Origin of the sequence: Pontiella desulfatans, from assembly GCF_900890425.1 — a bacterium.
Taxonomy (GTDB): domain Bacteria; phylum Verrucomicrobiota; class Kiritimatiellia; order Kiritimatiellales; family Pontiellaceae; genus Pontiella; species Pontiella desulfatans.
In genome coordinates, this window is the sequence record NZ_CAAHFG010000004.1 from 268276 (window position 1) to 290441 (window position 22166).

A 22166-nucleotide genomic window follows, 5' to 3' on the forward strand; every position below is an offset into this window, starting at 1 on the left:
GCGCACGCTCCAATTAATCGGTGTTTATCCGTGTTGTTCCGTGGCTCATTTTCTATTTTGGGTTTTTGAAGTTGGAGAAACCCAATGACGCGATGCAAACATTGCCAGACCAAGGCGGAACCTCTGAAGGGATTGTGCCCGGTTTGCGGGATCGTGCAGGACAAACCATTTGGCAACCTGTCGCCCGCTGAAAAAAGGATACGCTTCCATGCGCACGGCATCCGGCTGGTGGCCATGTTCCACTTGATTGGCGCCGGGGCGGGGCTCGTCATGCTTCCCTACTATCCCACGCCCGCCGCCCTCGCCGTGCTGGCGCTGATCAATATCCTGCTGGCCTTCGGGCTCTCGAACTATTCGCTCATCGCCTACAAAGGGGCCACGGTCTACTATTTCCTGATCGGGATGGTGAACGTGATTTCCGTTCAGCAGGGGGTCGAGCATCTCGGGGGAATCGCCCTCGCGCTCATTGCCCTCTACCTCATCGGCAACGGCACGTCCAAGGCGATCTTTGAGCGCAGGTTGCCGGAATAAGGTTCTGGAGTGCACCGGGAACTGAAAGGCCACGGCGCCCTTCGGTTGCGACCGCACTCCATATTTTTCAAAAGCGCCGGCTGTCGTAGGCCCAGTGCAGCAGCGCCTGCCGCTGCTTCGGGCGGCAACTCAAATCCCCGCGTTCGCAATTCTTCACCACCTGCGCAATGTGGCGGGTCATGTTTTTCCAACGCTTGATCTGGCGCTCGTCGTCCGGGTGGCGCCGCCCCATGTGGTAGCGGCAATACCATTGGAACCAGCCGCGCGGGTCGTCGGGGTGGATCCAATCCTTCTCGATCCAATAGCTGAGCGGCTTGGAGGCGTTGATGCCGAAAAAATTTAGTTTCGGATCATGCCGTTCCGGACAGAGCTTGGCGTTCTTGAACCAACTGGCCGGAAACTCGTTCCGGCAATCGGTCATGTACCTGCCACCGAAGACGCCCATTTCAAGCATTTGCTTCGGCGACAGCTCCGGATCGAAATCCGGATGGAAGTTGCGACCGGACGGTTCCGTCAGCAGGTAGGTGTAGCCCTGCTGCATCCGGTCGTTAACGATGATTTCCTTCGGTTTCATTATTTAACAGAAGAGCGCAAAGGTCGCGAAGCATCTGCCCCACCTTTGCGCTCTTTGCGTCCTTCTGTTGGAATAAACTATCTCTGATCCATCGGCGTGTAGGCGCGGAGCGTTTCGCCGGTGTAGATCTGGCGCGGGCGGCTGATGCGCAGGCTCTGCTGATGCATCTCGCGCCAGTTGGCGATCCAGCCCGGCATGCGGCCAATGGCAAAAAGCACGGTGAACATGTCCACCGGAATGCCGATCGCGCGCAGCAGGATGCCGCTGTAGAAATCGACGTTGGGGTAGAGGTTGCGTTCCTTGAAGTAGTCCTCGGAACGCGCCATCTCCTCAAGTTCGTAGGCAATGTCGAGCAATGGATCGCTGACGTTCAGTGCCTTGAGCACGTTGTCGACCTGCCCCTTCAGGATCTTGGCGCGGGGGTCGAAACTCTTGTAGACGCGGTGGCCGAAACCCATCAGCTTTTCAGGCGAGTTTTTGTCCTTCGCCTTTTCCACAAAGTCGTGCGGGCTGATGCCGTCCTGATGGATATGGGTCAGCATCTTGATCACTTCGCAGTTGGCGCCGCCGTGCAGCGGGCCCCATAGCGCACCGACCCCGGCGGAAACCGCGCTGAACAGACTGGCGTGCGAGCTGCCGACCATGCGCACGGTGGAGGTGGAGCAGTTTTGCTCGTGGTCGGCGTGCAGGATCAGGAAGAGATCGAGCGCGCGCTCCACTTCGGGCAACGGCTCATACATGTCGAACGTCTGCGAAAACATCAGGTGCAGGAAGTTGCCGCTGTAGCTGAGGTCGGGGCGCGGCGGCATGAAGGGCTTGCCCTTCGACGTGCGGTAGGCCCAGGCCGCGATCGCCCGCACCTTGGAGATGATCTTCGCCGCGGGCTCGGTGAACTTCGGCCCCTCCGTGGCGGTGGTCAGCAGGTCGGTGTTGTAGCACGAAAGAATGTTGAGCATGGCCGAAAGCACGGCCATCGGCGGCGCATTGTCCGGGAACCCTTCGAAGTGGCTCTTCATGCCGTAGTGCAGATACGCCTCGCCCGAGATCTCTTTTTCGAAGGCGGACAGCTGCGCCTGGGTCGGCAACTGGCCATACAGCACGAGGTAGGCGGTTTCCATGAAGGTCGATTTCTCGGCCAGCTCCTCGATCGCATAGCCGCGGTATTGCAGAATGCCTTTTTCACCATTGATGAAGGTGATGTCGGACGTGCACGACCCGGTGTTGCCATAGCCCGGATCCAGCGTGATCATGCCGGTCTTCGCGCGCAACTGGGTGATGTCGATCCCCACTTCGCCTTCGCTACCGGTGATTGTATCCAGTTCCAGTTCCTTGCCGTTGTATTTCAGGATTGCTTTTTCATTCATAGTTCAACTCCGATTTCTATGTGTTTTAATGCGCTCTTTACGGCCCGCCCAATATCGGCCGGCGACTCGACAACATGGATTCCGCACTCGGCCATAAGTTTCTTCTTTGCGGCGGCGGATTCGTCCGCCCCCGAAACAATGGCCCCGGCATGCCCCATGCGTCGGCCCGGCGGCGCGGTCTGCCCCGCAATGAAGCCGATCACCGGCTTGCTGACATTCGACCGCGCAAACTTGGCCGCCTCGATCTCCATCGAGCCACCGATCTCCCCGATCATCACAACCGCATCGGTTTCCGGATCGTGCTCGAACATGTCCAGCAGCTCCTTCATCGTGGTTCCGATGATCGGGTCTCCGCCGATGCCGATGCAGGTCGACTGGCCGTAGCCTTCCTTCACCAGCTGGTCGACCGCCTCGTAGGTCAGCGTGCCGGATTTCGAGATGACTCCGATCCGCCCCTTCTTCGCAATGAAGCCCGGCATGATGCCCACCTTCGCCTCGCCCGGCGTGAGGATGCCCGGGCAGTTGGGGCCAATGAAACGGGAGCCGGTCTGGTCGACGAAGGCCTTCACCTCGACCATCTGCGCAACCGGAATGCCTTCCGTAATGCAGACGATCAGTTCGATGCCTGCGGCGGCGGCTTCCATGATGGCGTCGGCCGCGAACGGCGGCGGAACAAAAATGAGCGAGACGTTGGCGCCGGTCGCCTTGCGCGCCTCCGCACAGCTGTTGAATACCGGAACCTTGCCCTCGAGCGCGGTCTGGCCACCTTTCCCTGGCGTCACCCCGCCCACCACGTTGCCGCCGTATTCCAGGCACTGCCCCGCATGGAAACCCCCTTCGGAGCCCGTGATGCCCTGCACGATGATCTTCGAACCTTTATTAACCAAAATAGCCATAACCCAATCCTTTTTCTTCAACCACGAAATACACGAAGGAAATGCCCCACTTCTGGTTTTCGTGTGTTACGTGTATTTCGTGGTTCAATTTTATCCTTTTGCGGCTTCCACAACCTTGATGGCGGCATCTTCGAACGAGTCCGCCGAAATGAGATCCACCCCCGACTTCGCCAGCAACTCTTTCGCCACCTCGGCATTGGTGCCGGCGAGACGAACCACCACCGGCACATTCAGGTCGAGCTCCTTGACCGCCTCGATGATGCCGTTGGCGATGCGGTCGCAGCGGACGATGCCGCCGAAAATATTGATCAGCACGGCCTTCACATTCGGGTCGGAGAGGATGATGCGGAACCCGTTTTTCACGGTCTCGACATTCGCGCCGCCGCCGACATCCAGGAAGTTGGCCGGCGATCCGCCGCGCTGCTTGATGATGTCCATGGTCGCCATTGCAAGTCCGGCGCCGTTAACCATGCAGCCGACGTTGCCATCGAGTTTGATATAGTTGAGGTTGGATTCCGCGGCTTCCACTTCGGAAGGGTCCTCTTCGTCGAGGTCGCGCATTGCGGCAACCTCCTTGTGCAGGTAGAGCGCGTTGTCGTCGAAGTTGATCTTGGCATCGAGCGCAACCAGGTCGCCCTGCCCGGTCACCACCAGCGGATTGATTTCCACAATGGAGCAGTCGAGCTCGCGGTAAAGCTTGTAGAGTTTCTGGAACATGCCGATCGCCTGCTTGGCGGCGTTGCCTTCCAGCCCCAGCGCCATCACCAGCGCCCTGGCTTGGAATGGACGGAGGCCGAAACCGGGAACCACCCATTCCTTTACAATCTTTTCCGGCGACGTCCTGGCAACCTCTTCGATCTCCATGCCGCCCTCGGACGAAACCATGAAGACATCCATGCCCTTGGCGCGGTCGAGCGTGATCGCCGCATAGAATTCCTTGGCGATGTCGAGCGCCTGCGCAACCAACACCTTCTTGACCAACCGCCCTTCGGCGCCGGTCTGGTGGGTGATGAGCGTCATGCCCAGAATGTTCTGGATGTTTTCGAGCGCGGTCTCGCGGTTGGCCGAAAACTTGACGCCGCCACCTTTTCCGCGCCCACCCGCATGGATCTGCGCCTTGATGACAAACTGTTCGGCGCCGAGCTCGGCGCCGACTTGGTCGACCGCGGCTTCGGCCTGCGCCACATCCTCGATGGTCACGCCATCCTGAATCGGGATGCCGTAACCCTTCAGAAGCTCCTTGGCTTGGTATTCATGTATTTTCATAGTGTGTAATCCGTAATTCGCAATTTCATACTTCCTGTTCCTAATTCACCAACGAGCAATTACGCATTACTCGTCACGCGTTACGTCTTTCTTTTTTTCAACCTGTTCCACGGTATCGTGGATAAAGCGCAGGATCTGGCGGATGGTCACCAACCCAAAGCCGCCGTCCTTCAACCGGATCGGCACATGCCGGTGCCCGCTGATCGAGAGAATGTTGATGACGTCGCCGATTGAATTCGACTCGTCCATGATCTCATAGACCGGCCGCATGATCGCGGAGATCGGCATGCGGTCGCGGTCGATGGAGGTGAGCACGACGTTCTGGATGATGTCGCGTTCGGAGAGAATGCCGTAGAGACGCTTGGCATCGCCAACGAGGATGCACTCGATTCGCGCCGCCTTGAAGTGGGCGATGGCCGTGGCGATGCTGTCGCGCGGGGAAAGCATTTTCGAACGCTTGTAGTCGTAGTCGTAGAAAATCCTGCCGACGGTGGTCTTCAGGCTGGCGGTCAGCGGGTCGGTGGACTTGAGCAGCGTGTGGATCTGCTCGTCCATCACCTGCGACTCATCATTGTCCAGCGAGCTAATGCTACTGGAGCGCTTGATGGTTTTGCCCTGGCTCGAAACCGTCCAATATTCGGACCCGCGCAAGAGCGCCTGAAGGTTGCGCCGCCCCTTGAGCGCGGTCACTTCCTTGATCTGCTGCTCGAGCTCCTCTTCATAGACCGGCTTCTTGACCGCGTGGAAGATGCCGACCGGCAGCGGGAAGTCGGGATAGTCCATCTTGGTCAGCATCGAGGCATAGACCGGGTCTTCGCGGAACATGTCGTGCTTCACCAGATCCTTCTTGGTGATCCCCTGCTCGCCGATCGTGACGACAACGGGATCGGTGCCGCGCAGGACGATGCCCTTGTTGCGCTTTTCGCCGAAGATCAGCGGCTTGCCCTGCTCCAGGTAGAGCAGGCGGTCTTCGCGGGTGGATCGGTCGGAAATTTCCGCCCAGGCCTTCTTGTTGAAGATCACGCAGCTTTGCAGGATTTCCGTGAACGCCGTGCCCGAATGCTCCGCTCCGGCCTTGAGCACTTCGCTCATATGCTTCGGGTCGGTGTCGAGCGCGCGGGCAATGAAGGTCGCCTCGGAAGCCAGCGCAATGCGCAGCGGATTGATCGGCTCGTCGATCACGCCGTATGGACTGGTCTTGGTGATCTGCCCCTTCACCGACGTGGGGCTGTACTGCCCCTTGGTCAAGCCGTAGATGCGGTTGTTGAGCAGGATAATGTTCATGTCGAGATTGCGGCGCAACGCGTGGATCAGGTGGTTTCCGCCAATGCTCAGTCCATCGCCATCGCCGGTGATCACCCAGACCGACAGCTCGGGATTCGCCACCTTGATGCCGGTGGCGATGGTCGGCGCGCGGCCGTGGATCGAGTGGAAGCCGAACGTATCCATGTAGTACGGGAAGCGGCTGGAGCAGCCAATGCCGCTGACGAACACAAACTTTTCCTTCGGGATGCCCAGTTGCGGCAGAACGGTCTGCACCGAGTTGAGCACGGCATAGTCGCCACAACCGGGGCACCAGCGCACCTCGGAGGAGGAGACGAAATCCTTACGGGTCAAATATTCCTTCAAACCTTCCATCGTTCCCTCCTTCCTACAAATAGTCCGAGATGGCTTCAACGAGTTCCGCGATTTGGAACATGCGCCCCTGCACCTTGCTGATCGACTTCACATCGACCAAAAATTCGGCGCGGAGCACCAGCGAGAGTTGCCCGAGGTTCATTTCGGGGACCACGACGGTTTCAAATTGCTTCATCAGATCGCCGAGGCCGTGCGGCAACGGGTTGAGGTGGCGCAGGTGGATATAGCCCACGGCCTTCCCCTCCTTCCGGAGCCGCTCGACCGCCATGCTGATGGCGCCGCGCGTACTGCCCCAGCCAACCACGAGCACCTTGCCACGTTGTTCGCCGAGCACGTCCGGCAACGCAATGTCGTTGGCGATGCCCTTCACCTTTTGCGCGCGCAGGCGGCACATCTTTTCATGGTTTTCGGCATCGTAGCTAACGAGGCCCACCTCGGTTTTTTCCAGTCCGCCGATGCGGTGCTCGAAGCCGGGGCGGCCCGGCACGGCCAGCCGGCGGGCGAGCGTTTTGGGATCGCGCTGGTAGGGAACATAGTTCTCGCCATGCTTGATCGGCTCCACGGAAATATCGGGGATATCGGTCACTTCCGGAACCTTCCACGGTTCGGAGCCGTTGGCCAGGTAGGTGTCGGTGAGCATGACGACCGGGGTGCGGTATTTCAGCGCAATGCGCGCCGCCTCGATGGCGCAGTTGAAACAATCTGAAGGCGAGTCCGCGGCGATGGCCACCACCGGCGATTCCCCGTTGCGGCCATAGAGGGTTTGCAGCAGGTCGGCCTGTTCGGTCTTGGTCGGCAGGCCGGTGCTCGGCCCGGCGCGCTGCACGTTCACCACCACCAGCGGAAGCTCGGTGATGACCGCCAGCCCGAGCGCCTCGGATTTGAGGCAAAGGCCGGGGCCGCTGGTGGTTGTTACGGCCAGCGCCCCGGCGAAGGCCGCTCCGATCGCGACGCCGATCGCCGCAATCTCATCCTCGGCCTGCACCGTCTTGACGTTGAAGTTGCGGTGCTTGGAAAGCGTTTCCAGGATGGGCGTGGCCGGGGTGATGGGATAGCTGCCCAGCACGAGATCGCGCCAGCTGTTTTCCGCGGCGGCGATCAGCCCCAGCGCCGTGGCTTCGTTGCCGGTGATCTTGCGGTAGATGCCGTCTTCGAGCATGCGCTTGTGAACGGTGTACTGCGGTATGTCGACGTCCTTGTTTTCGCCGACGATGTAGCCGGTCTTCAGCGCCAGGCTGTTGGCATCGGCCATCATCGGCAGGTGCTCGCGCCACTTGGTTTCGATCCACTCCAGCGTCATGTCGAGCGGGCGCGAAAAGACCCAGTAGGTGATGCCCAGCGCAAAGAAGTTCTTGCAGCGGGCGCGCAGGGCCGGCTTGAGCGGCATCTCCTTGAGCGCCTCGTTGGTCAGGGCGTTGATGTCGACCTTGATCAGGCGGAACTCCTCTTCCAGCGCGGGATCGTCGAGTGGATTGGTTTCGTAGTTCGCCTTTTTCAGGTTGGCCGCCGTGAACGAACCGGTGTTGACGATCAGCAGCCCCTTGGGTTCGAGCTCGCGCAGGTTGACCTTCAGCGCGGCGGGATTCATCACCACCAGGGCATCGGCCTTGTCGCCGGGCGTCATCACGCTGGTTGCCCCGAAATGAACCTGGAACCCCGACACGCCCGGCAATGAACCGGCCGGCGCGCGAATTTCGGAGGGGTAGTCCGGGAAGGTGACGATCGCATCGCCCAGCAGGGCGCTCGCATCGGCAAACAACTCGCCGACCGTCTGCATGCCATCGCCGGAGTCGCCCGCAAAACGCACGACGACCGAGTCTTTTTCCATGAGGGTGTTGGTGGATTCGGCCATGGCTTATTCCCCCGAAGCCCTGGATGCAATCAAGCTGCTGTCCGGCGGAAGATTCATGACTTCCAGCGGCAGGTGCTCGCTGATGAAGGTCATGAGCCCGCGGATCGAAAGAATGCCATCCACTTTGCCGGCGTTGAGAATCGGCATGTGGCGGAACGGGTTGGAGTGAAAGATTTCCAGCGCTTCCTTCACGGTCAGCTCGGGCGAACCCGTGAAAGGATTCTGGGTCATGATGACATCGACGGTGGTATCGCCGGGCAGCGTCGAGCCGACAAACTCGTGCATCAGGTCGCCGTTGCTGAGGATGCCGATGAGCTCGCGCTGGGCGTTTTCCACCAATACGCAACCGATCTGGTTGTATTTCATCTCCTTGACCGCATCGATGATCGCGGTGCCCGAGGGAACCACCGCCACACGCTGCAGATCGACCTTGCCGATCGGCTCAGACCAGAACGATTCAACTTTCCTTGCTGCTGCCATGGGGGGCTCCCTTCGTATTGCGTACTACGTATTTCGTATTGCCTGTTCTGGAATACGCAATACGCAGTACGTAGTACGCATCACTTTTCACTCATCATGCTCGCTTTAATGAACTCCCGGTTCAGCCGTGCGATATTCTTCACGTCGATGCCCTTGGGGCAGGCGACGGCGCATTCGTATTCGTTGGAGCAATTGCCGAAGCCGAGCTCGTCCATCTTCGAAACCATGTTCTTGACGCGCTGGGCGCGTTCGGGGTGGCCTTGCGGCAACAGCGCATATTGCGAAACCTTGGCGGAGGTGAAGAGCATCGCCGCGCCGTTCGGGCAGGCCGCCACGCAGGCGCCGCAGCCGATGCACTCGGCCGCATCCATGGCCGCTTCGGCCATTTCCTTTTTGATCGGCGTGGTCGAGGCTTCCGGCGCATTGCCGGTCTTAACGGAAACATAGCCGCCTTCGGCAATGATGGCGTCGAGGCCGGAGCGGTCGACGATCAGGTCCTTGATGACCGGGAAGGCCGTGGCGCGGAAGGGCTCGATCACCACCGTTTGGCCATTTTCGAAGTGGCGCATGTGCAGCTGGCAAAGCGTGGTGCGTTCGTGCGAGCCGTGGGTCTTGCCGTTCACCGTGGAGCCGCAGCACCCGCAGATGCCCTCGCGGCAGTCGTGCTCGAACGCGATGGGTTCAACGCCCTTGAGCGTCAGCTCGTCGTTGACGATGTCGAGCATTTCGAGGAACGACGCATCGGTGTCGATGTTGTTCGCCTCGTAGTCCTCGAAGCGCCCCGCTTCGCCCCGGTTCTGGCGCCATACTTTCAACGTTAGATTGATCTGCTTCGACATGCCTGTTTTCCTTTTTTAACAGGACTATTGATGACAGGACTATTTTCCTTCCGACGGTAAAACAAGTGTCCTGTTATAAATCGTCCTGTGAATCCTATTTGTATGACCGTTGTGAAAGGTGGACTTCCTCGAACTCGAGCTCTTCCTTGTGGAGCACCGGCTCGTTTTCCAACCCCGTGAATTCCCAGGCGGCGACATGGCAGAACGCGTCGTCCTTGCGCAGGGCTTCGCCCTCCTCCGTCTGGCTCTCCTCGCGGAAATGGCCGCCGCAGGATTCCGCGCGCTCGAGCGCGTCCTTCACCATCAGCTCGGCGAACTCCATGAAGTCGGCCACGCGGTTGGCCTTTTCGAGCGCCTGGTTCAAGTCGTCGGCGGAGCCGGGCACATTCACATCGCGCCAGAATTCCTCGCGGATTTTCGGAATCGTTTCGAGCGCTTCCTTTAGGCCCTTCTCGTTGCGCGCCATGCCGCAGTTTTCCCACAGCAGGTGGCCGAGCTCCTTGTGGAAGTCGTCGACGGTGCGGCTGCCGTTGACGGCGAGCAGGCGGTCGAGCTTGTCCTTGGCGGCGTTCTCCGCTTCGGCAAACGCTTCGTGGTCGGTCGAGACCTTCTCCAGCTTGTTGGAGGCGAGGTAGTCGTTGATGGTGTTGGGGATGACGAAGTAGCCATCGGCCAACCCCTGCATGAGGGCGGAGGCGCCAAGGCGGTTGGCGCCGTGGTCGGAAAAGTTGCACTCGCCGATGGCGTAGAGGCCGGGCAGCGTGGTCATCAGGTTATAGTCCACCCAAAGGCCGCCCATGGTGTAGTGGACGGCGGGATAGATCATCATGGGCGTCGTGTAGGGATCTTCGTCGGTGATGCGGTTGTACATCTCGAACAGGTTGCCATATTTCGCTTCGATGTTGTCGCGCCCGAGGCGCCCGATGGCTTCGGCAAAGTCGAGGTAGACGGCGTTGCCGGTCGGGCCGACGCCGCGTCCTTCGTCGCAGACCTGCTTGGCGTTGCGTGAGGCGAGGTCGCGCGGGACGAGGTTGCCGAAGCTCGGATATTTGCGCTCGAGATAATAGTCGCGCTCGTCTTCCGGAATGTCGTTGGCGGGTCGTTTGTCGCCCACCTTCTTGGGCACCCAGATGCGGCCGTCGTTGCGGAGCGATTCGGACATGAGGGTGAGCTTGGATTGGTATTCGCCGTGCACCGGGATGCAGGTCGGGTGGATCTGCGTGTAGCAGGGGTTGGCGAAGGCCGCACCCTTTTTATAGGCGCGCCATGCGGCGCTGGCGTTGCAGTTCATGGCGTTGGTGGAGAGGAAAAAGACGTTGCCGTAGCCGCCGGTGGCGAGCACGACGGCATCGGCCTCGTGGCGGGTCAGCTCGCCTGTGACGAGGTTGCGGGAAATGATGCCGCGCGCCTGGCCTTCGATCACGACGACATCGATGACCTCCTCGCGGGTGTACATCTTGACTCCGCCCGTTTTGATCTCTTTGGAGAGTGCGCCATAGGCGCCGAGCAGCAGCTGCTGGCCGGTTTGGCCGCGGGCGTAGAAGGTGCGCGAAACCTGGGCGCCGCCGAACGAGCGGTTGTCGAGGTAGCCGCCGTATTCGCGGGCGAAGGGAATGCCCTGCGCAACGCAGTGGTCGATGATCAGGTTGGAGCATTCCGCCAAGCGATGCACGTTGGCCTCGCGGGAACGGAAGTCGCCGCCCTTGACGGTATCGTAGAAGAGGCGGTAGACGGAGTCGCCGTCGTTGGGATAGTTCTTGGCGGCGTTGATGCCGCCCTGCGCGGCGATGGAGTGCGCGCGGCGCGGGGAATCGGAATAGGTGAAGCAGTGCACCTTGTAGCCGAGCTCCGACATCGTTGCGGCGGCGGAGGCGCCGGCGAGACCGGAACCGACCACGATCACCTTGTGTTTGCGTTTGTTGGCCGGATTGACCAGCTTGACCTTGAACTTGTGGTTCGTCCACTTTTCGGCCATCGGGCCTTCGGGAATCTTGGCGTCGAGTTTCATTTTTCTATTCCTTAAAGGCGGTTAACGGATGAAGGCAACGATGGGAATAATGGCGAAGGTGGCGGCCATGCCCCAGCCCACCACGGCGGAGACCCGCTTGATCCGGCTGCCTTCGCGCGGAACATGGAGACCGTAGGTCTGCAGCGAGCTTTGCAGCGCGTGGCTGAGGTGCAGGCCGACGGCAAGCATGAAGCCGACATAGAAGAGGAGATGGACGGGATCGCCCTGGAAACGCGCGAGCACCATGGCGTAGACATCGTAGGTTTCCACGCCGTGCAGCGTGGTGGTCGACTTTTCATAAAACTTGAAATCGAGCAGGTGCTTGACGATGAAGAGGAAGATCATGGCGCCAGAAACGGGCATCAGCTTGGCCGCCAGCGTGCGCTCTTTCGACGATTTCAGCGTATGGCGCTTGTCGGCCGCCTTTTTATTCTCCAGCACGACCTTGAAGGCCATGGCCATGTGGACCGTGATGGAGGCCAGCATCAATAGCTCGATGCCGATCACGACCGGAACCAGCTGGTGCAGATGGTGGGCGTAGGAGTTAAAGAGGTCGGGGCCGAATAAAAAAAGCACATTCCCGCCCATGTGCGGGATCAGGAACAGCAAAAACATGATCAGTCCTGACGTAGCCAGCAGTAGTTTTTTGCCGATTGAAGACAACAGTGTTTGCTTAATACTCATAAACCATTCACCTAATATAGGACTAATTTAATACTCTATGCTAAGTACACCTATAATATTTTCAGCTATTTGAAAACAGGTTTGTTTGTTTTTCTTGGGTGTCTTTCCCGGAATCCACCGTGCCCGATGCGGGTTTTGTACCATTGCGGGCGGAAACAGTGCTAGACGCCCCACGGTGCCCCCTGTAGCATTTCGGGCTTCAAATCGAGAAAGGGTGTACAGATGAAAAAGATTGTTTCGATACTGGTGGTTGGCGTTCTGGCCGCAGCGGGCTCCAAGGCGGCAGACCCGAAAAAACCCAATTGGGGCTATACCGATACCCCAAAACTGCCCTCCGGATGGTGCGTGCACGACATCGACCGTCCGCAACCCGAGGTGGTCACGCCCGGCGACACCCCGTGTGCGCCGCCATCCGATGCCATTGTGCTCTTCGACGGCACGGATCTATCCAATTGGGTCGGCAGCAAGCAAGACGACCCCAAGAAGAAAAAATACAATCCGAAGGGTGAGGCGCTATGGAAGGTCGAGAACGGCTATATGGAATGCACCCCGACCGGCACCATCAAGACCAAGCAAAAGTTCGGCGACTGCCAGTTCCATATCGAATGGCAGACGGCCAACCCGCGCCAGGGCGATTCCCAGGGAGCGGGCAACAGCGGCGTCTTCATGCAAGGCCGCTATGAAACGCAGGTGCTCGACAACTTTGAAAACCGCACCTATGCCGACGGCATGGCCGGCTGTGTCTATGGCCAAAAACCCCCGATGGTCAACGCCTGCAAGAAGCCGGGCGAGTGGCAGAAATACGACATCATCTTCCAGGCCCCGCGCTTTGAAGGCGAAAAGCTGGTTTCCCCCGCCTATGTGACGGTCTTCCTCAACGGCGTGCTGGTGCAGCACAAAACCGAAATCCTGGGGCCAACCACGCACAAGAAGCTACCGGTCTACAAGCCGCACGGCAACGATTCCATCGCCCTGCAGGATCACAACAACAACACCCGCTTCCGCAACATCTGGATCCGCGAACTCGACCTGATGAAGGACGACAGCCGGAAATAGCCGGATGGCGGCGGGGCTTGCGAAAGACTATTCGCCGGCGTATTTCAAGCCCCACTGCTCGCGCAGGGCGTCCATGGTCTGCATGATGGCGAGGGTTTTGGAGAGCGGCAGCACATCGCTTTCCAGCTGGCCGGCCGCGATGCATTCCATGGCGTGGGCGATCTCGAACTTAAAGTTTTCCCCTTCGCCATAAGGCGCGGAAACGTGGCGAGGCTGCTCCTCGCCATTGAGCTTGATCTCGAAGCCGTGCGCTCCCCAGAACTCGGATACACGAATGAAGCCTTTGGAGCCGAAAAGAACACCTTCGTTCGGTGCCGTATCCGAAAGCGACGAGGAGAGGAGGGCGCGGCATCCATCCGCGTATTCGAGCAGGTAGAACGAACTTTCGTCCACGTCGGTATCCGTCATGACGACGCTGCTCTGGATGCGCTCGGGGGTTTTGTTGAACACGATGTCGGCGAAGGTGATGGGGTAGATGCCCAGATCGAGCAGGGCGCCGCCTGCCAGCGCCTTGTTTTTCAGGCGGTGCGCATTGGCGAACGCATCCCCGGTAAAACCGAGGCAAAAGTTTGCGGTAACGGTTTTCACTTCCCCAATCATTCCCTCGGCCAACAGCTCCTGCAGTTTAACGATGGCCGGCAGGAAGCGCGTCCAAACCGCCTCCATCATGAAAAGCTTCCTTTCGCGCGCGAGCTCCATCACCTCCGCCGTCTGCGCGGCATTGATGGTGAAGGGCTTTTCGCAAAGCACATGCTTGCCGTGTTCCAGGCAGAGCTTGATGTTTTCGTAGTGGAAGTTGTGCGTGGTGGCAATGTAGACCGCATCGATTTCAGGATCGGCCACGAGCGACTCATAGTCGGTGTAGGCCCGTTCCATTCCATGTTTGTCGGCAAACTCCCGCCCCCGTCCCGGCGTACGCGACGCGACCGCCCAAAGGCTACCGGTCTCCAACGCATTCAAACTGGTTGCAAACACGTGCGCAATGCCGCCACACCCGATGATTCCCCACTTAAGATCCTTCATGATCCGCTCCTTTCAATGAAATGCGAGAATGGCTGGTTTCCCCCGGATTGGCAAGAAAAGGTCAGTGGCAGGCCTTAAATCAGCTTTCATCCATTTTTTTTTGCTCATGAACAACCGCTTAAAACACCTACCTTCAAGCACTTCCGCAACTTAATACACAAACATCCCGCTTCCGCGCATTTTTTTTTGCATGAAAATCCGATTGGGAGGCGTTTAGTATTCAGAACCTACAGGTTTGGGGTTCACTTGGGCTGCGTGAGGTTTCCCTCCTCTTTTCCTCACGCAGTCCTCTTTTTTTGTCTGAACCATTGCCTTGAGCCACCCAACGCGTAAAGTGATTCCCTTTTGGAGGTTTCATGGACAACAGCAAGCACAAGCAAGAGAATCCGCTGATCAGCATTCTGGTGAACGTCGTAATACCCGTCGCCATTCTCAGCCTACTGAGCGACAAGGAAAAATCATTGGGTCCGATCCCGGGGCTGGGTCCGGTCTGGGCCCTGGTGGTCGGGCTGGCTTTCCCCATCACCTTCGGCTTGCGTACGCTCATCCGGAGCCGAAAACCCGACTTCATGTCGATCATCGGCATTGTCAGTGTCTCGCTCACGGGGATCTTCGGGATTCTGGAACTTCCGAGAATGGCCCTGGCCATCAAAGAAGCCGCCATTCCCCTACTCCTTGGGTTGGCGATTGTTGTGTCGCTCAAGACCCCGTTTCCGCTCATCAAGAAAATCCTGATGACCGAATCGCTGTTCGATGTCGAGCGGTTGACTTCCGCGCTTAAGGAGAAGGGGAATGAAGCGGTGTTCGAAAAACGGCTGGTGGGCCTCACCTGGGGATTTGCTTCTTCCATGTTTCTCTCGTCCGTTTTAAATTTTTTCATGGTGATGACCCTGGTCCACAGCGACCCCGTCACAGAAAAGTCGGCCTATGTTGCTGAAATCGGCAAGATGACCGGCTGGAGCCATGTCGTCATACTGGTTCCCTGCCTGGTCATCATGTTTTTTGTCATGAACAAACTCTTCAACACGCTCACCGAGCTCACCGGCTGCAAGCTCGACGACCTCCTCGCCGCCCACCATCGGGAAAAGGAAGCGCTTGCCGCAGACCCCTCCTCGGAATAGTCTCTCTGGGCAATGGGATACCGAAGCACCAGGGAATGCATCGAGGCGCTCGAAAAGCACGGGCAGTTGCTGCGTATTGCCGACGAGGTCGATCCGCATCTCGAAATGGCCGAAATCCAGCGCCGGGTCTATGCGGCCAAGGGGCCGGCCCTCCTTTTTGAAAACGTCAAAGGCTGCAAATTCCCGTGCGTCTCCAACCTCTTCGGCACCCCCGAACGAACGCGGCTCATCTTTGCCGACACCTACGACCAGGTTGCGGCACTCGTTGCCTCCAAGGCCGACCCACTCAACCTGCTGAAGAAGCCGGGGCACGCCCTGCGCGCCGGGCTGTCGGCGCTCCATGCCTTGCCGAAGCGGGTTTCGGCGAGCAGCGCGCCGGTGTTCGAATGCCGGGGCACGATCAGCGACCTGCCGCCCATTGTCAGCTGGCCGGACGACGGCGGCGCATTCATCACCCTGCCGCAGGTCTATAGCGAACATCCCGACCATCCCGGCAAGCCGCTCAAGAGCAACCTCGGCATGTACCGCATCCAGTTGAACGGAAACGAATATGTGACCGACAAAGAGGTTGGCCTGCACTACCAAATCCACCGCGGCATCGGCGTCCACCAAAAGCTGCACCAGGATCAGGGCAAGCCCTTCCGCGTCGCCATCTTTATCGGCGGCCCGCCGGCCATGAGCTTTTCCGCCGTCATGCCATTGCCCGAGGGCATGCCCGAAGTGGCCTTTGCCGGGCTGCTGGCCGGCCGGCGCTTCCGCTACGCGCGCCACAAGGAATGGACGGTCGCCGCCGAGGCCGACTTTTGCATCATCGGCACCATCAAGCAGGAACTGAAGCGCGAAGGGCCGTTCGGCGACCACCTCGGCTACTATAGCCTCGCCCACCCCTTCCCCTGCCTCGAAGTCGAAGAGTTATTCCACCGCAAGGATGCCGTCTGGCCGTTCACGGTCGTCGGCCGCCCGCCGCAGGAGGACACCACCTTTGGCGAAGTGATCCACGATATGACCGGCGCCGTGATCCCCACCGAAATCCCCGGCCTGAAGGCGGTGCATGCCGTCGATGCCGCCGGCGTGCACCCGTTGCTGCTCGCCATCGGGCAGGAGCGCTACACGCCCTATGTGAAAACCATCCGCCCCTCCGAAATGCTCACCATGGCCAACGCCGTGCTCGGCAAGGGCCAGCTTTCGCTTGCCAAATACCTCTTCATCACGAACGAAGCCGATGCGCCCGGGCTCGACATCCACGACATCCCGGCCTTTTTCAAGCATGTGCTCGAACGCATCCGCTGGGAGCGCGACCTCCATTTCCAGACCGAAACCAGCATCGACACGCTCGACTATTCCGGCGACGCCCTCAACCACGGCTCCAAGGTGGTCTTCGCCGCCAATGGCGATGCCATTCGCGGACTCGGAACCGAAAAACCGGATCTCGACTGCACCGTGGTGGCGCCCGGCATCCTGGCCCTTGCCTCCACCTTCGAACTCGAAACCTTCGCCAAACAATTGGAAGGCCTCGTGCCGGTTGAGCGGTTCCCCCTGGTGGTGCTCTGCGACGATCCCGAATTCCTGGCCGCCGATTTCAGCAACTTCCTGTGGGTCACCTTCACCCGCTCGAATCCGGCGCGCGACATCCACGGGGTCGGGGCCAAGACCGAGTTCAAGCATTGGGGCTGCACCGGCCCGCTCATCATCGATGCCCGCCTCAAGCCGCACCACGCCCCGCCGCTGATCGAAGACCCCGCCGTCACTGAAAAGGTCGACGCCCTCTTCGTAACCGATGGATCGCTCGCCATGCTTTAACGTCGAACGCTTGCGGGAAAGTCATTTCAAGGAGAAGGGTCTTCACTTTTCAAAAGAATCTTCGGCAGAACAGTTGCAAGATATCGCCAAAGCCATTACAACGCTTAAAAGAATGAATTAGAATGGCTAATTCAGTAATTGATGTTCGAAACAATGGTGGGGGAACATACATGAAAGTAAATAAATGGTCGGAGTTTTCACGACGGGCTCTGCTGTTGCTCTTGGCTGGATGCACGGTGGTTGCGTTGACTGGTTGCGGTGGCGACGATAGTGGCGACGGCGATAATTCAGATGGTAGCTCCACAGGTGCATGGACGTCCTACATCGGGGTTTGGAAAGGCTCAGGAACGAGTGATGATGGCTATGCAACCGAGGTCATCATCACCATTCAAACCGATGGCTTCGTTATTCGGGAGGTCATCAACACGGTCGGACATTCCTATGCCGAAAATCCCGGGGATTCCACAAAGTGGTCGGATGACACCTTGTCCTTCGATATCGGCTACGCATCGACAACCGTCACGTTTACGAGCGATAACAAAGCCTGGTTTAAGAATGTAAACCGATCCTATGCATTCTATACCTTGGAATGCGAGCTGACTCGCCAGTAGAAGACCATACCGTCCGCACAAACCCGCCTTCAGCCGCACCGCGGAATGATTCCGTCATTCGATCATTCCGCTCTATTCCAACTATGTGATCGATTTGAAGCGCGACTCGCCCTGGCTTTCCGATGGCTTAGATTTGGGAGTAGTCCGTGGCTTTCAGGAAGGTCTTGGTGATGTTCGAAACGGTGCCTTTGTATTGCGGGAGCGCCTTGATGCGGTTCCATTCGGGATGTTGCTTGAACGCATCCCAGTTGGCATCGTGGGCGGCCATGTCGTCGAACGAAAGCATATAGGTGAGATTGGGCAGCCGGGCCCCGGAGAGGCTTCTTCCAAAAAAAACGGGATCGAGCCCGGTCTCCAGGAAAATGTCGATTTCGCCGCCGCTGTTGAACATTTCCACCTTGCTTTGCGCGTGGGTGAAGCTGGCGCTTTCATACTGGCGGAGTTCGTAGATCCGGCCGTCCTTCTTTTGCGGAACCCGCAGCGTCGGCAAGCGGTCGAACGCTTCCATCAGGGTGCTTTCCATCCGCAGGAAGGGTGCGTTCTTCTTTCCGGCGTCCAGGATCGCCGCGCCATCGGTGCGGTATGTGGTATCGGCCGCCAGCCGCCCGGAGAGCGAGGCAAACGCATCCAGCGAATCGAAGGGCAGCAGCAGGTAAAGATCAAGCCCCTCGCCTTCCAGCTCCTTGAACACGCCGACCGACCGGATGCCCGCCCGGTTGAACGCGGGAATCCCAACATCCTTGAAAAAGGTTTCGAGGGCCTTCTGCCCATCGGCGCTATCGAGCAAATAGCGCCTGAGTTCATAGAATTGCCTGTGGGCCTTGGGCCCGGCGCCGGCGGTTGCGGCGATGCAGGCCAGCAGGCTGGTTGCGGAAAAACTTCTTCTTTTCATAATCAGTCCAATACGTTCACCATGATAGTGCGGCAGTCTACAGGTCCTGGATGCACGAAGGCAAGATCCGATACAAGAGCGCCCGAACCCCCAAGGGAAGCCTCCGGCAGATGCAATGGAAAAAGGAAGCATCGCATCTCGCAGGTCTCCGCAGCCAGGTGACATCCATTTGCACGATCGTCAATTTGGATGTCACCTTCCAGCCACAGCCGACGGCGCCGATTCTCTGGAGTTCCCCATTCTACGGGGCCGCAAAAATGACAAACAATTCATTCCAGCCCCTGCCGACTTGTCATTTTCCTCGGTTTAAGTTGTTGGCCTCATCAGGAACAACCCAAGAAAGGAATGAGAATGAAAATTGAATGGTGGAAATGGGCAAGGCGTGGAGCCCTTGCAGCGATCGCGGCTTTTTGCGTTATTGGCTTAACGGGATGCGATGAAGACAGCGAAGATAGCGACGACTCCGAGGTGGAGGTGGTTGGCACGTGGTACATCACGACCGATGGCTCGTCCTCGCAATCAATCGTTTTCAACTATGACGGCAGTATTTCAATGCCGGGCGACGACGAGTTTGTTTCGGGAACCTATCTATTCACAGAAGATGACGATGAATATTCCATAACCATCTTTTGGACGCGCCAGGAGGAGGATGACGATGGGGATGTCGAGGCCACCTATACCATGACCTGCATCGGAGCGGTGACCGACGGTTACATGTACGGCTCCTGGTCTGAACTCGAAGACGACGGCAGCACCTCGAGCGGTAGCTGGGAGGCTACGGAGGCATAAGCCTGTAACCGGGAATGCAATTCAAGACTCGTGCTTGAACTTGTCCCAACGCGCTTGCTCGCGGTGCAGCAATGCGCCGAATTTGTGCGGGATCTCCATGGCGATCTTCATTTCCTGCTGCGTTGCGGGGTGCGGGAAGCGCAGCTCGACCGCGGCGAGGAACAGCCCTTTGCCTTTGAGGATGTTGCCGGCCTCCCCATATTTTTGGTCGCCGACGATCGGGTGCCCGATGGAGGCCATGTGGATGCGAAGCTGGTGGGTGCGGCCTGTCTCGGGAAACAGGTTCACCCGTGTGAGGTGGCCGCTTTGCAGGGAGGAGACGGTTTCGAGCGGCTCGTATCGGCTCTCGGCCGGCAGGCCGTTGATGGGTTCCGCGATCCGCCCGGGCGACGGCAGCGGCCCCATCACCACGGCGCAATAGCATTTGTGGATGCGGCGTTGCTCGAAGCAGTGCCCGAGGAAGCATTGCGCGCCGGCGGTTTTTGCCACGAGCAGGAGTCCGCTGGTGGAATAGTCGAGCCGGTGTACCGGCCGCGGCCACGGGAGGGCGTCGGCGCGGGGCGAAGGCGCCAGGTTTGCGGCCAGGGCGTTTTCGATGGTCTTGAATTTGTTCCCGCTCACTTCGATGCCCGGCGGCTTGTTGATGACCGCGAGATGGTCGTCCTCGCAAACCACCTCCAACGGCATCCGGTAGGTTTTGGGGATTCGTTGCTGGAGATCCACCAGCTCCAGGGTCTGCCCGGCCTGGATCCAGTCGCCGCTTTGCCCGGGCGCGCCGTCGATATGGATTTCGCCGCGCTTGATCGCCTTGGCGATGCCCTTGCGCGACGGGATGGCTTGGAAGGCGGTCCGCGCATAGTCGGACAAGCGCATGGCCTGCACGCCTTGGGGAACGAGATGGGTTTCGCGGACGATCATCCAATCAGCTTAATCAGCACCTTGGAGATGATGATCATGAAGATGAGGGCCACGGGATAGGCGGAGACATAGCTGATGACCGGGGTCTGGGAATCGGTCTTGGCCGTGATGGCGCCGAGCGCCGGGGTGGAGGTCATGCCGCCGCAGATGCCGCCGAGGGCCTGCAGCGGATTCATCTTGAAATGGCGGATGGCCACCGGCCAGGCGACGATCAGCGGCAAAACGGATACGCCGACGCCCAGGGCAAAGAGCATGAAGCCGTGCTCCTGCAGGGTGCTCACGAGCGCGCCGCCGCCGCGCACGCCGGCGTTGGCCAAAAAGAAGACGAGGCCCAGCTCCTGCAGCAGCAAGCGCGTCTGGCGCGGAATGAAGCCGACGATGGGGCCGATCTTGCCGAAGTGGCCGAGGATGAGCGCCACGAACAAGGGGCCGCCCGCCAGGCCGAGGGTGACCGGCGTTCCCCCCGGCAGCCCGAAGGGCAGCATGCCAAGGAGGATGCCGAAGGTGAGGCCGACGGAAAGCGACAGCAGGCAGGTGGCATCGACGGCGCTGCTCCGGTGCCCGGCGGCAACGGAAAACTTTTTCAGGTCGTCGGCGCGCCCGACGCAGGTGAAATGGTCGTGCCGCTCGATCACCGTGTTGGCGTTGGGCACAAAGGTGAGCCCGAGGCGGGTGATGCGGGCGATCACCACGCCATAGTTGCGCAACGGGGCAACATCGCCGAGTTTCTGGCCAATGAAGGCGGTGGAGGTGACCACCAGCTGTTGCCGTTCGTTCTCGATATCCTGCGGGAGTTTGCGGTCGCTGCGTTTGCCGATCATGTCGATGGCAATCTTCAGTTCGCAGCTTCGGCCGACGAGCAGCAGGATCTGGTTTTCTTCGAACTGGTCGTCGTATTTCAAGGGAACGAGGCTGCCGCCGGAATAGATGCGGCAGATCTGGCAGGCGTTGAAGTTGGTGACGCCGGATTCGGAGATGCGCTGGCCGTAGAGGTTGGGGTTGTTGACCTCCACCAAAACATTTTCCACGCGGTTGCCGCAGGTGGTGTCGGGTTTGTCGGCGATGGAGTCGAGGTCGAGCTTCAGGATGCGCGGCAGGATCTGCACGAAGAGCACGACGCCGATGACGCCGAAGGGATAGGCGATGCCGTAGCCGATGCTGACGGCATCGGCGCCGCCCTTGGCGGCCATGGCCATGCCTTCGGTCGCGGCGGCCAGCGCGGGGGTGCTGGTGAGCGAACCGGCGAAGATGCCCGCCGCCAGACCGGTTGGAATATCGAGCAGGGTTGCCCCGGCCCAGGTCATGGCCGCACCGAGCGCCACGATCAAGACCGCCAGCTTGGCCAGTGCGGTCCCCTCGCGAACGAGCGAGGCAAAGAAGCGGTCGCCCGCGCCAATGCCGACGCAATAGACGAATAGCACCAGGCCGAGGGTGCCGACGCCCGAGGGAATGGAATAGCCCAGGTGGCCTGCCAGCAGGGCGGAGAACAGCACGCCCGAGCTACCGAGGTTGATGCCTTTGAACTTCACGCCACCCAACAGCAGCCCGGTCGCGATCAGTGCAAACAGCACGATCAGCGGCTGGTTCAGCAATAGGTTGTGCAGCGCTTCCAAACTCATGGCGTCGGTTTTACGGGTTAAATGGTGAAGGCGGGGACTATACCCGCGAATACCCATGTTTCAACCCCTGTTTTTCGCTCGAAGCAAACCAGGCAACCCTTGACGAAGCCCGAAATGCGCGACCTCTCGTTCGTCACGGTGCTATAACCGCTTAAGGACGCTTCCCCGTAAAATGTCCCGGTGTCAAAAATCCGGAACGGGAAAC

At 59.3% G+C, this 22166-nt stretch carries 20 protein-coding genes; 6 read left to right on the forward strand and 14 right to left on the reverse strand.

Annotated elements, in window-relative coordinates; genetic code table 11:
* Nucleotides 1-84 precede the first annotated feature (84 nt).
* Nucleotides 85-531 carry a hypothetical protein gene (locus tag E9954_RS26750; RefSeq protein ID WP_136082366.1) on the forward strand — a complete coding sequence of 149 codons (447 nt, stop codon included), beginning with the start codon at nucleotides 85-87 and terminating at the stop codon, nucleotides 529-531.
* Between the two features lie 67 nt (nucleotides 532-598).
* Here the strand turns inward: E9954_RS26750 and E9954_RS26755 are convergent, their stop codons facing one another.
* The 10 genes from E9954_RS26755 to E9954_RS26800 all read right to left on the reverse strand — a co-directional run bounded on the left by E9954_RS26755 (nucleotide 599) and on the right by E9954_RS26800 (nucleotide 12132).
* Nucleotides 599-1105: a hypothetical protein gene (locus E9954_RS26755; RefSeq protein ID WP_136082367.1), complete on the reverse strand. Its 507-nt coding sequence runs from the start codon at nucleotides 1103-1105 to the stop codon at nucleotides 599-601.
* 77 nt (nucleotides 1106-1182) lie between these two features.
* Nucleotides 1183-2469, reverse strand: a complete 1287-nt coding sequence (locus tag E9954_RS26760; RefSeq protein ID WP_136082368.1) for a citrate synthase — start codon at nucleotides 2467-2469, stop codon at nucleotides 1183-1185.
* Complete coding sequence (sucD, locus tag E9954_RS26765; RefSeq protein ID WP_136082369.1) at nucleotides 2466-3365, reverse strand: succinate--CoA ligase subunit alpha; 900 nt, start codon at nucleotides 3363-3365, stop codon at nucleotides 2466-2468. Before sucD ends, E9954_RS26760 begins: the two co-directional genes overlap by 4 nt.
* 90 nt (nucleotides 3366-3455) lie before the next feature.
* A complete protein-coding gene (sucC, locus tag E9954_RS26770; protein WP_136082370.1) occupies nucleotides 3456-4631 on the reverse strand; it encodes an ADP-forming succinate--CoA ligase subunit beta in 1176 nt (391 codons plus the stop codon).
* A 66-nt stretch (nucleotides 4632-4697) separates the two neighbouring features.
* Entirely contained in the window at nucleotides 4698-6269 is a 1572-nt protein-coding gene (locus E9954_RS26775; RefSeq protein WP_136082371.1) for a thiamine pyrophosphate-dependent enzyme, read from the reverse strand.
* 13 nt (nucleotides 6270-6282) lie between these two features.
* Nucleotides 6283-8121, reverse strand: a complete 1839-nt coding sequence (locus E9954_RS26780; protein ID WP_136082372.1) for a 2-oxoacid:acceptor oxidoreductase subunit alpha — start codon at nucleotides 8119-8121, stop codon at nucleotides 6283-6285.
* Nucleotides 8122-8124: 3 nt separating this feature from the next.
* Nucleotides 8125-8601 (reverse strand): CBS domain-containing protein, encoded by a 477-nt coding sequence (locus E9954_RS26785; protein ID WP_136082373.1) that lies wholly within the window; start codon nucleotides 8599-8601, stop codon nucleotides 8125-8127.
* An 80-nt stretch (nucleotides 8602-8681) separates the two neighbouring features.
* Nucleotides 8682-9440, reverse strand: coding sequence for a succinate dehydrogenase/fumarate reductase iron-sulfur subunit (locus tag E9954_RS26790; RefSeq protein WP_136082374.1), 759 nt, complete (start codon nucleotides 9438-9440; stop codon nucleotides 8682-8684).
* A 94-nt stretch (nucleotides 9441-9534) separates the two neighbouring features.
* Nucleotides 9535-11448 (reverse strand): fumarate reductase/succinate dehydrogenase flavoprotein subunit, encoded by a 1914-nt coding sequence (locus E9954_RS26795; RefSeq protein ID WP_136082375.1) that lies wholly within the window; start codon nucleotides 11446-11448, stop codon nucleotides 9535-9537.
* 21 nt (nucleotides 11449-11469) lie between these two features.
* Nucleotides 11470-12132, reverse strand: a complete 663-nt coding sequence (locus E9954_RS26800) for a succinate dehydrogenase cytochrome b subunit (RefSeq protein ID WP_136082376.1) — start codon at nucleotides 12130-12132, stop codon at nucleotides 11470-11472.
* A gap of 222 nt (nucleotides 12133-12354) precedes the next feature.
* On the opposite strand from E9954_RS26800, the gene E9954_RS26805 reads away from it, so the two are divergent.
* Nucleotides 12355-13188 carry a 3-keto-disaccharide hydrolase gene (locus E9954_RS26805; RefSeq protein ID WP_136082377.1) on the forward strand — a complete coding sequence of 278 codons (834 nt, stop codon included), beginning with the start codon at nucleotides 12355-12357 and terminating at the stop codon, nucleotides 13186-13188.
* Nucleotides 13189-13215: 27 nt separating this feature from the next.
* Here E9954_RS26805 and E9954_RS26810 read toward each other — a convergent pair whose 3' ends face one another.
* Complete coding sequence (locus E9954_RS26810; protein ID WP_136082378.1) at nucleotides 13216-14211, reverse strand: Gfo/Idh/MocA family protein; 996 nt, start codon at nucleotides 14209-14211, stop codon at nucleotides 13216-13218.
* Between the two features lie 356 nt (nucleotides 14212-14567).
* On the opposite strand from E9954_RS26810, the gene E9954_RS26815 reads away from it, so the two are divergent.
* From E9954_RS26815 to E9954_RS26825, 3 genes are all read left to right on the forward strand, one after another.
* Nucleotides 14568-15332, forward strand: coding sequence for a VC0807 family protein (locus tag E9954_RS26815; protein WP_136082379.1), 765 nt, complete (start codon nucleotides 14568-14570; stop codon nucleotides 15330-15332).
* Nucleotides 15333-15344: 12 nt separating this feature from the next.
* Nucleotides 15345-17132 carry a UbiD family decarboxylase gene (locus E9954_RS26820; protein ID WP_136082380.1) on the forward strand — a complete coding sequence of 596 codons (1788 nt, stop codon included), beginning with the start codon at nucleotides 15345-15347 and terminating at the stop codon, nucleotides 17130-17132.
* A gap of 170 nt (nucleotides 17133-17302) precedes the next feature.
* Nucleotides 17303-17743 (forward strand): hypothetical protein, encoded by a 441-nt coding sequence (locus tag E9954_RS26825; RefSeq protein ID WP_136082381.1) that lies wholly within the window; start codon nucleotides 17303-17305, stop codon nucleotides 17741-17743.
* A 127-nt stretch (nucleotides 17744-17870) separates the two neighbouring features.
* On the opposite strand, the gene E9954_RS26830 is transcribed toward E9954_RS26825, so the two are convergent.
* The gene (locus E9954_RS26830) at nucleotides 17871-18635 is read right to left on the reverse strand and encodes an NIPSNAP family protein (RefSeq protein ID WP_168442626.1); all 765 of its coding nucleotides are present in this window, start codon (nucleotides 18633-18635) and stop codon (nucleotides 17871-17873) included.
* A gap of 351 nt (nucleotides 18636-18986) precedes the next feature.
* On the opposite strand from E9954_RS26830, the gene E9954_RS26835 reads away from it, so the two are divergent.
* A complete protein-coding gene (locus E9954_RS26835) occupies nucleotides 18987-19424 on the forward strand; it encodes a hypothetical protein (protein WP_136082383.1) in 438 nt (145 codons plus the stop codon).
* A gap of 21 nt (nucleotides 19425-19445) precedes the next feature.
* Here E9954_RS26835 and E9954_RS26840 read toward each other — a convergent pair whose 3' ends face one another.
* Nucleotides 19446-20342 carry an RluA family pseudouridine synthase gene (locus E9954_RS26840; protein ID WP_136082384.1) on the reverse strand — a complete coding sequence of 299 codons (897 nt, stop codon included), beginning with the start codon at nucleotides 20340-20342 and terminating at the stop codon, nucleotides 19446-19448.
* Complete coding sequence (locus E9954_RS26845) at nucleotides 20339-21961, reverse strand: aspartate:alanine exchanger family transporter (RefSeq protein WP_222847331.1); 1623 nt, start codon at nucleotides 21959-21961, stop codon at nucleotides 20339-20341. The genes E9954_RS26840 and E9954_RS26845 overlap by 4 nt, the downstream gene beginning before the upstream one ends.
* Nucleotides 21962-22166 lie beyond the last annotated feature (205 nt).

Excerpts from the sequence above, each read along its gene's own strand:
- E9954_RS26750 (WP_136082366.1), top strand. The coding sequence starts at position 85 with ATGACGCGATGCAAACATTGCCAGACCAAGGCGGAACCTCTGAAGGGA.
- E9954_RS26755 (WP_136082367.1), bottom strand. The coding sequence starts at position 1,105 with ATGAAACCGAAGGAAATCATCGTTAACGACCGGATGCAGCAGGGCTAC.
- E9954_RS26760 (WP_136082368.1), bottom strand. The coding sequence starts at position 2,469 with ATGAATGAAAAAGCAATCCTGAAATACAACGGCAAGGAACTGGAACTG.
- sucD (WP_136082369.1), bottom strand. The coding sequence starts at position 3,365 with ATGGCTATTTTGGTTAATAAAGGTTCGAAGATCATCGTGCAGGGCATC.
- sucC (WP_136082370.1), bottom strand. The coding sequence starts at position 4,631 with ATGAAAATACATGAATACCAAGCCAAGGAGCTTCTGAAGGGTTACGGC.
- E9954_RS26775 (WP_136082371.1), bottom strand. The coding sequence starts at position 6,269 with ATGGAAGGTTTGAAGGAATATTTGACCCGTAAGGATTTCGTCTCCTCC.
- E9954_RS26780 (WP_136082372.1), bottom strand. The coding sequence starts at position 8,121 with ATGGCCGAATCCACCAACACCCTCATGGAAAAAGACTCGGTCGTCGTG.
- E9954_RS26785 (WP_136082373.1), bottom strand. The coding sequence starts at position 8,601 with ATGGCAGCAGCAAGGAAAGTTGAATCGTTCTGGTCTGAGCCGATCGGC.
- E9954_RS26790 (WP_136082374.1), bottom strand. The coding sequence starts at position 9,440 with ATGTCGAAGCAGATCAATCTAACGTTGAAAGTATGGCGCCAGAACCGG.
- E9954_RS26795 (WP_136082375.1), bottom strand. The coding sequence starts at position 11,448 with ATGAAACTCGACGCCAAGATTCCCGAAGGCCCGATGGCCGAAAAGTGG.
- E9954_RS26800 (WP_136082376.1), bottom strand. The coding sequence starts at position 12,132 with ATGAGTATTAAGCAAACACTGTTGTCTTCAATCGGCAAAAAACTACTG.
- E9954_RS26805 (WP_136082377.1), top strand. The coding sequence starts at position 12,355 with ATGAAAAAGATTGTTTCGATACTGGTGGTTGGCGTTCTGGCCGCAGCG.
- E9954_RS26810 (WP_136082378.1), bottom strand. The coding sequence starts at position 14,211 with ATGAAGGATCTTAAGTGGGGAATCATCGGGTGTGGCGGCATTGCGCAC.
- E9954_RS26815 (WP_136082379.1), top strand. The coding sequence starts at position 14,568 with ATGGACAACAGCAAGCACAAGCAAGAGAATCCGCTGATCAGCATTCTG.
- E9954_RS26820 (WP_136082380.1), top strand. The coding sequence starts at position 15,345 with ATGGGATACCGAAGCACCAGGGAATGCATCGAGGCGCTCGAAAAGCAC.
- E9954_RS26825 (WP_136082381.1), top strand. The coding sequence starts at position 17,303 with ATGAAAGTAAATAAATGGTCGGAGTTTTCACGACGGGCTCTGCTGTTG.
- E9954_RS26830 (WP_168442626.1), bottom strand. The coding sequence starts at position 18,635 with ATGAAAAGAAGAAGTTTTTCCGCAACCAGCCTGCTGGCCTGCATCGCC.
- E9954_RS26835 (WP_136082383.1), top strand. The coding sequence starts at position 18,987 with ATGAAAATTGAATGGTGGAAATGGGCAAGGCGTGGAGCCCTTGCAGCG.
- E9954_RS26840 (WP_136082384.1), bottom strand. The coding sequence starts at position 20,342 with ATGATCGTCCGCGAAACCCATCTCGTTCCCCAAGGCGTGCAGGCCATG.
- E9954_RS26845 (WP_222847331.1), bottom strand. The coding sequence starts at position 21,961 with ATGAGTTTGGAAGCGCTGCACAACCTATTGCTGAACCAGCCGCTGATC.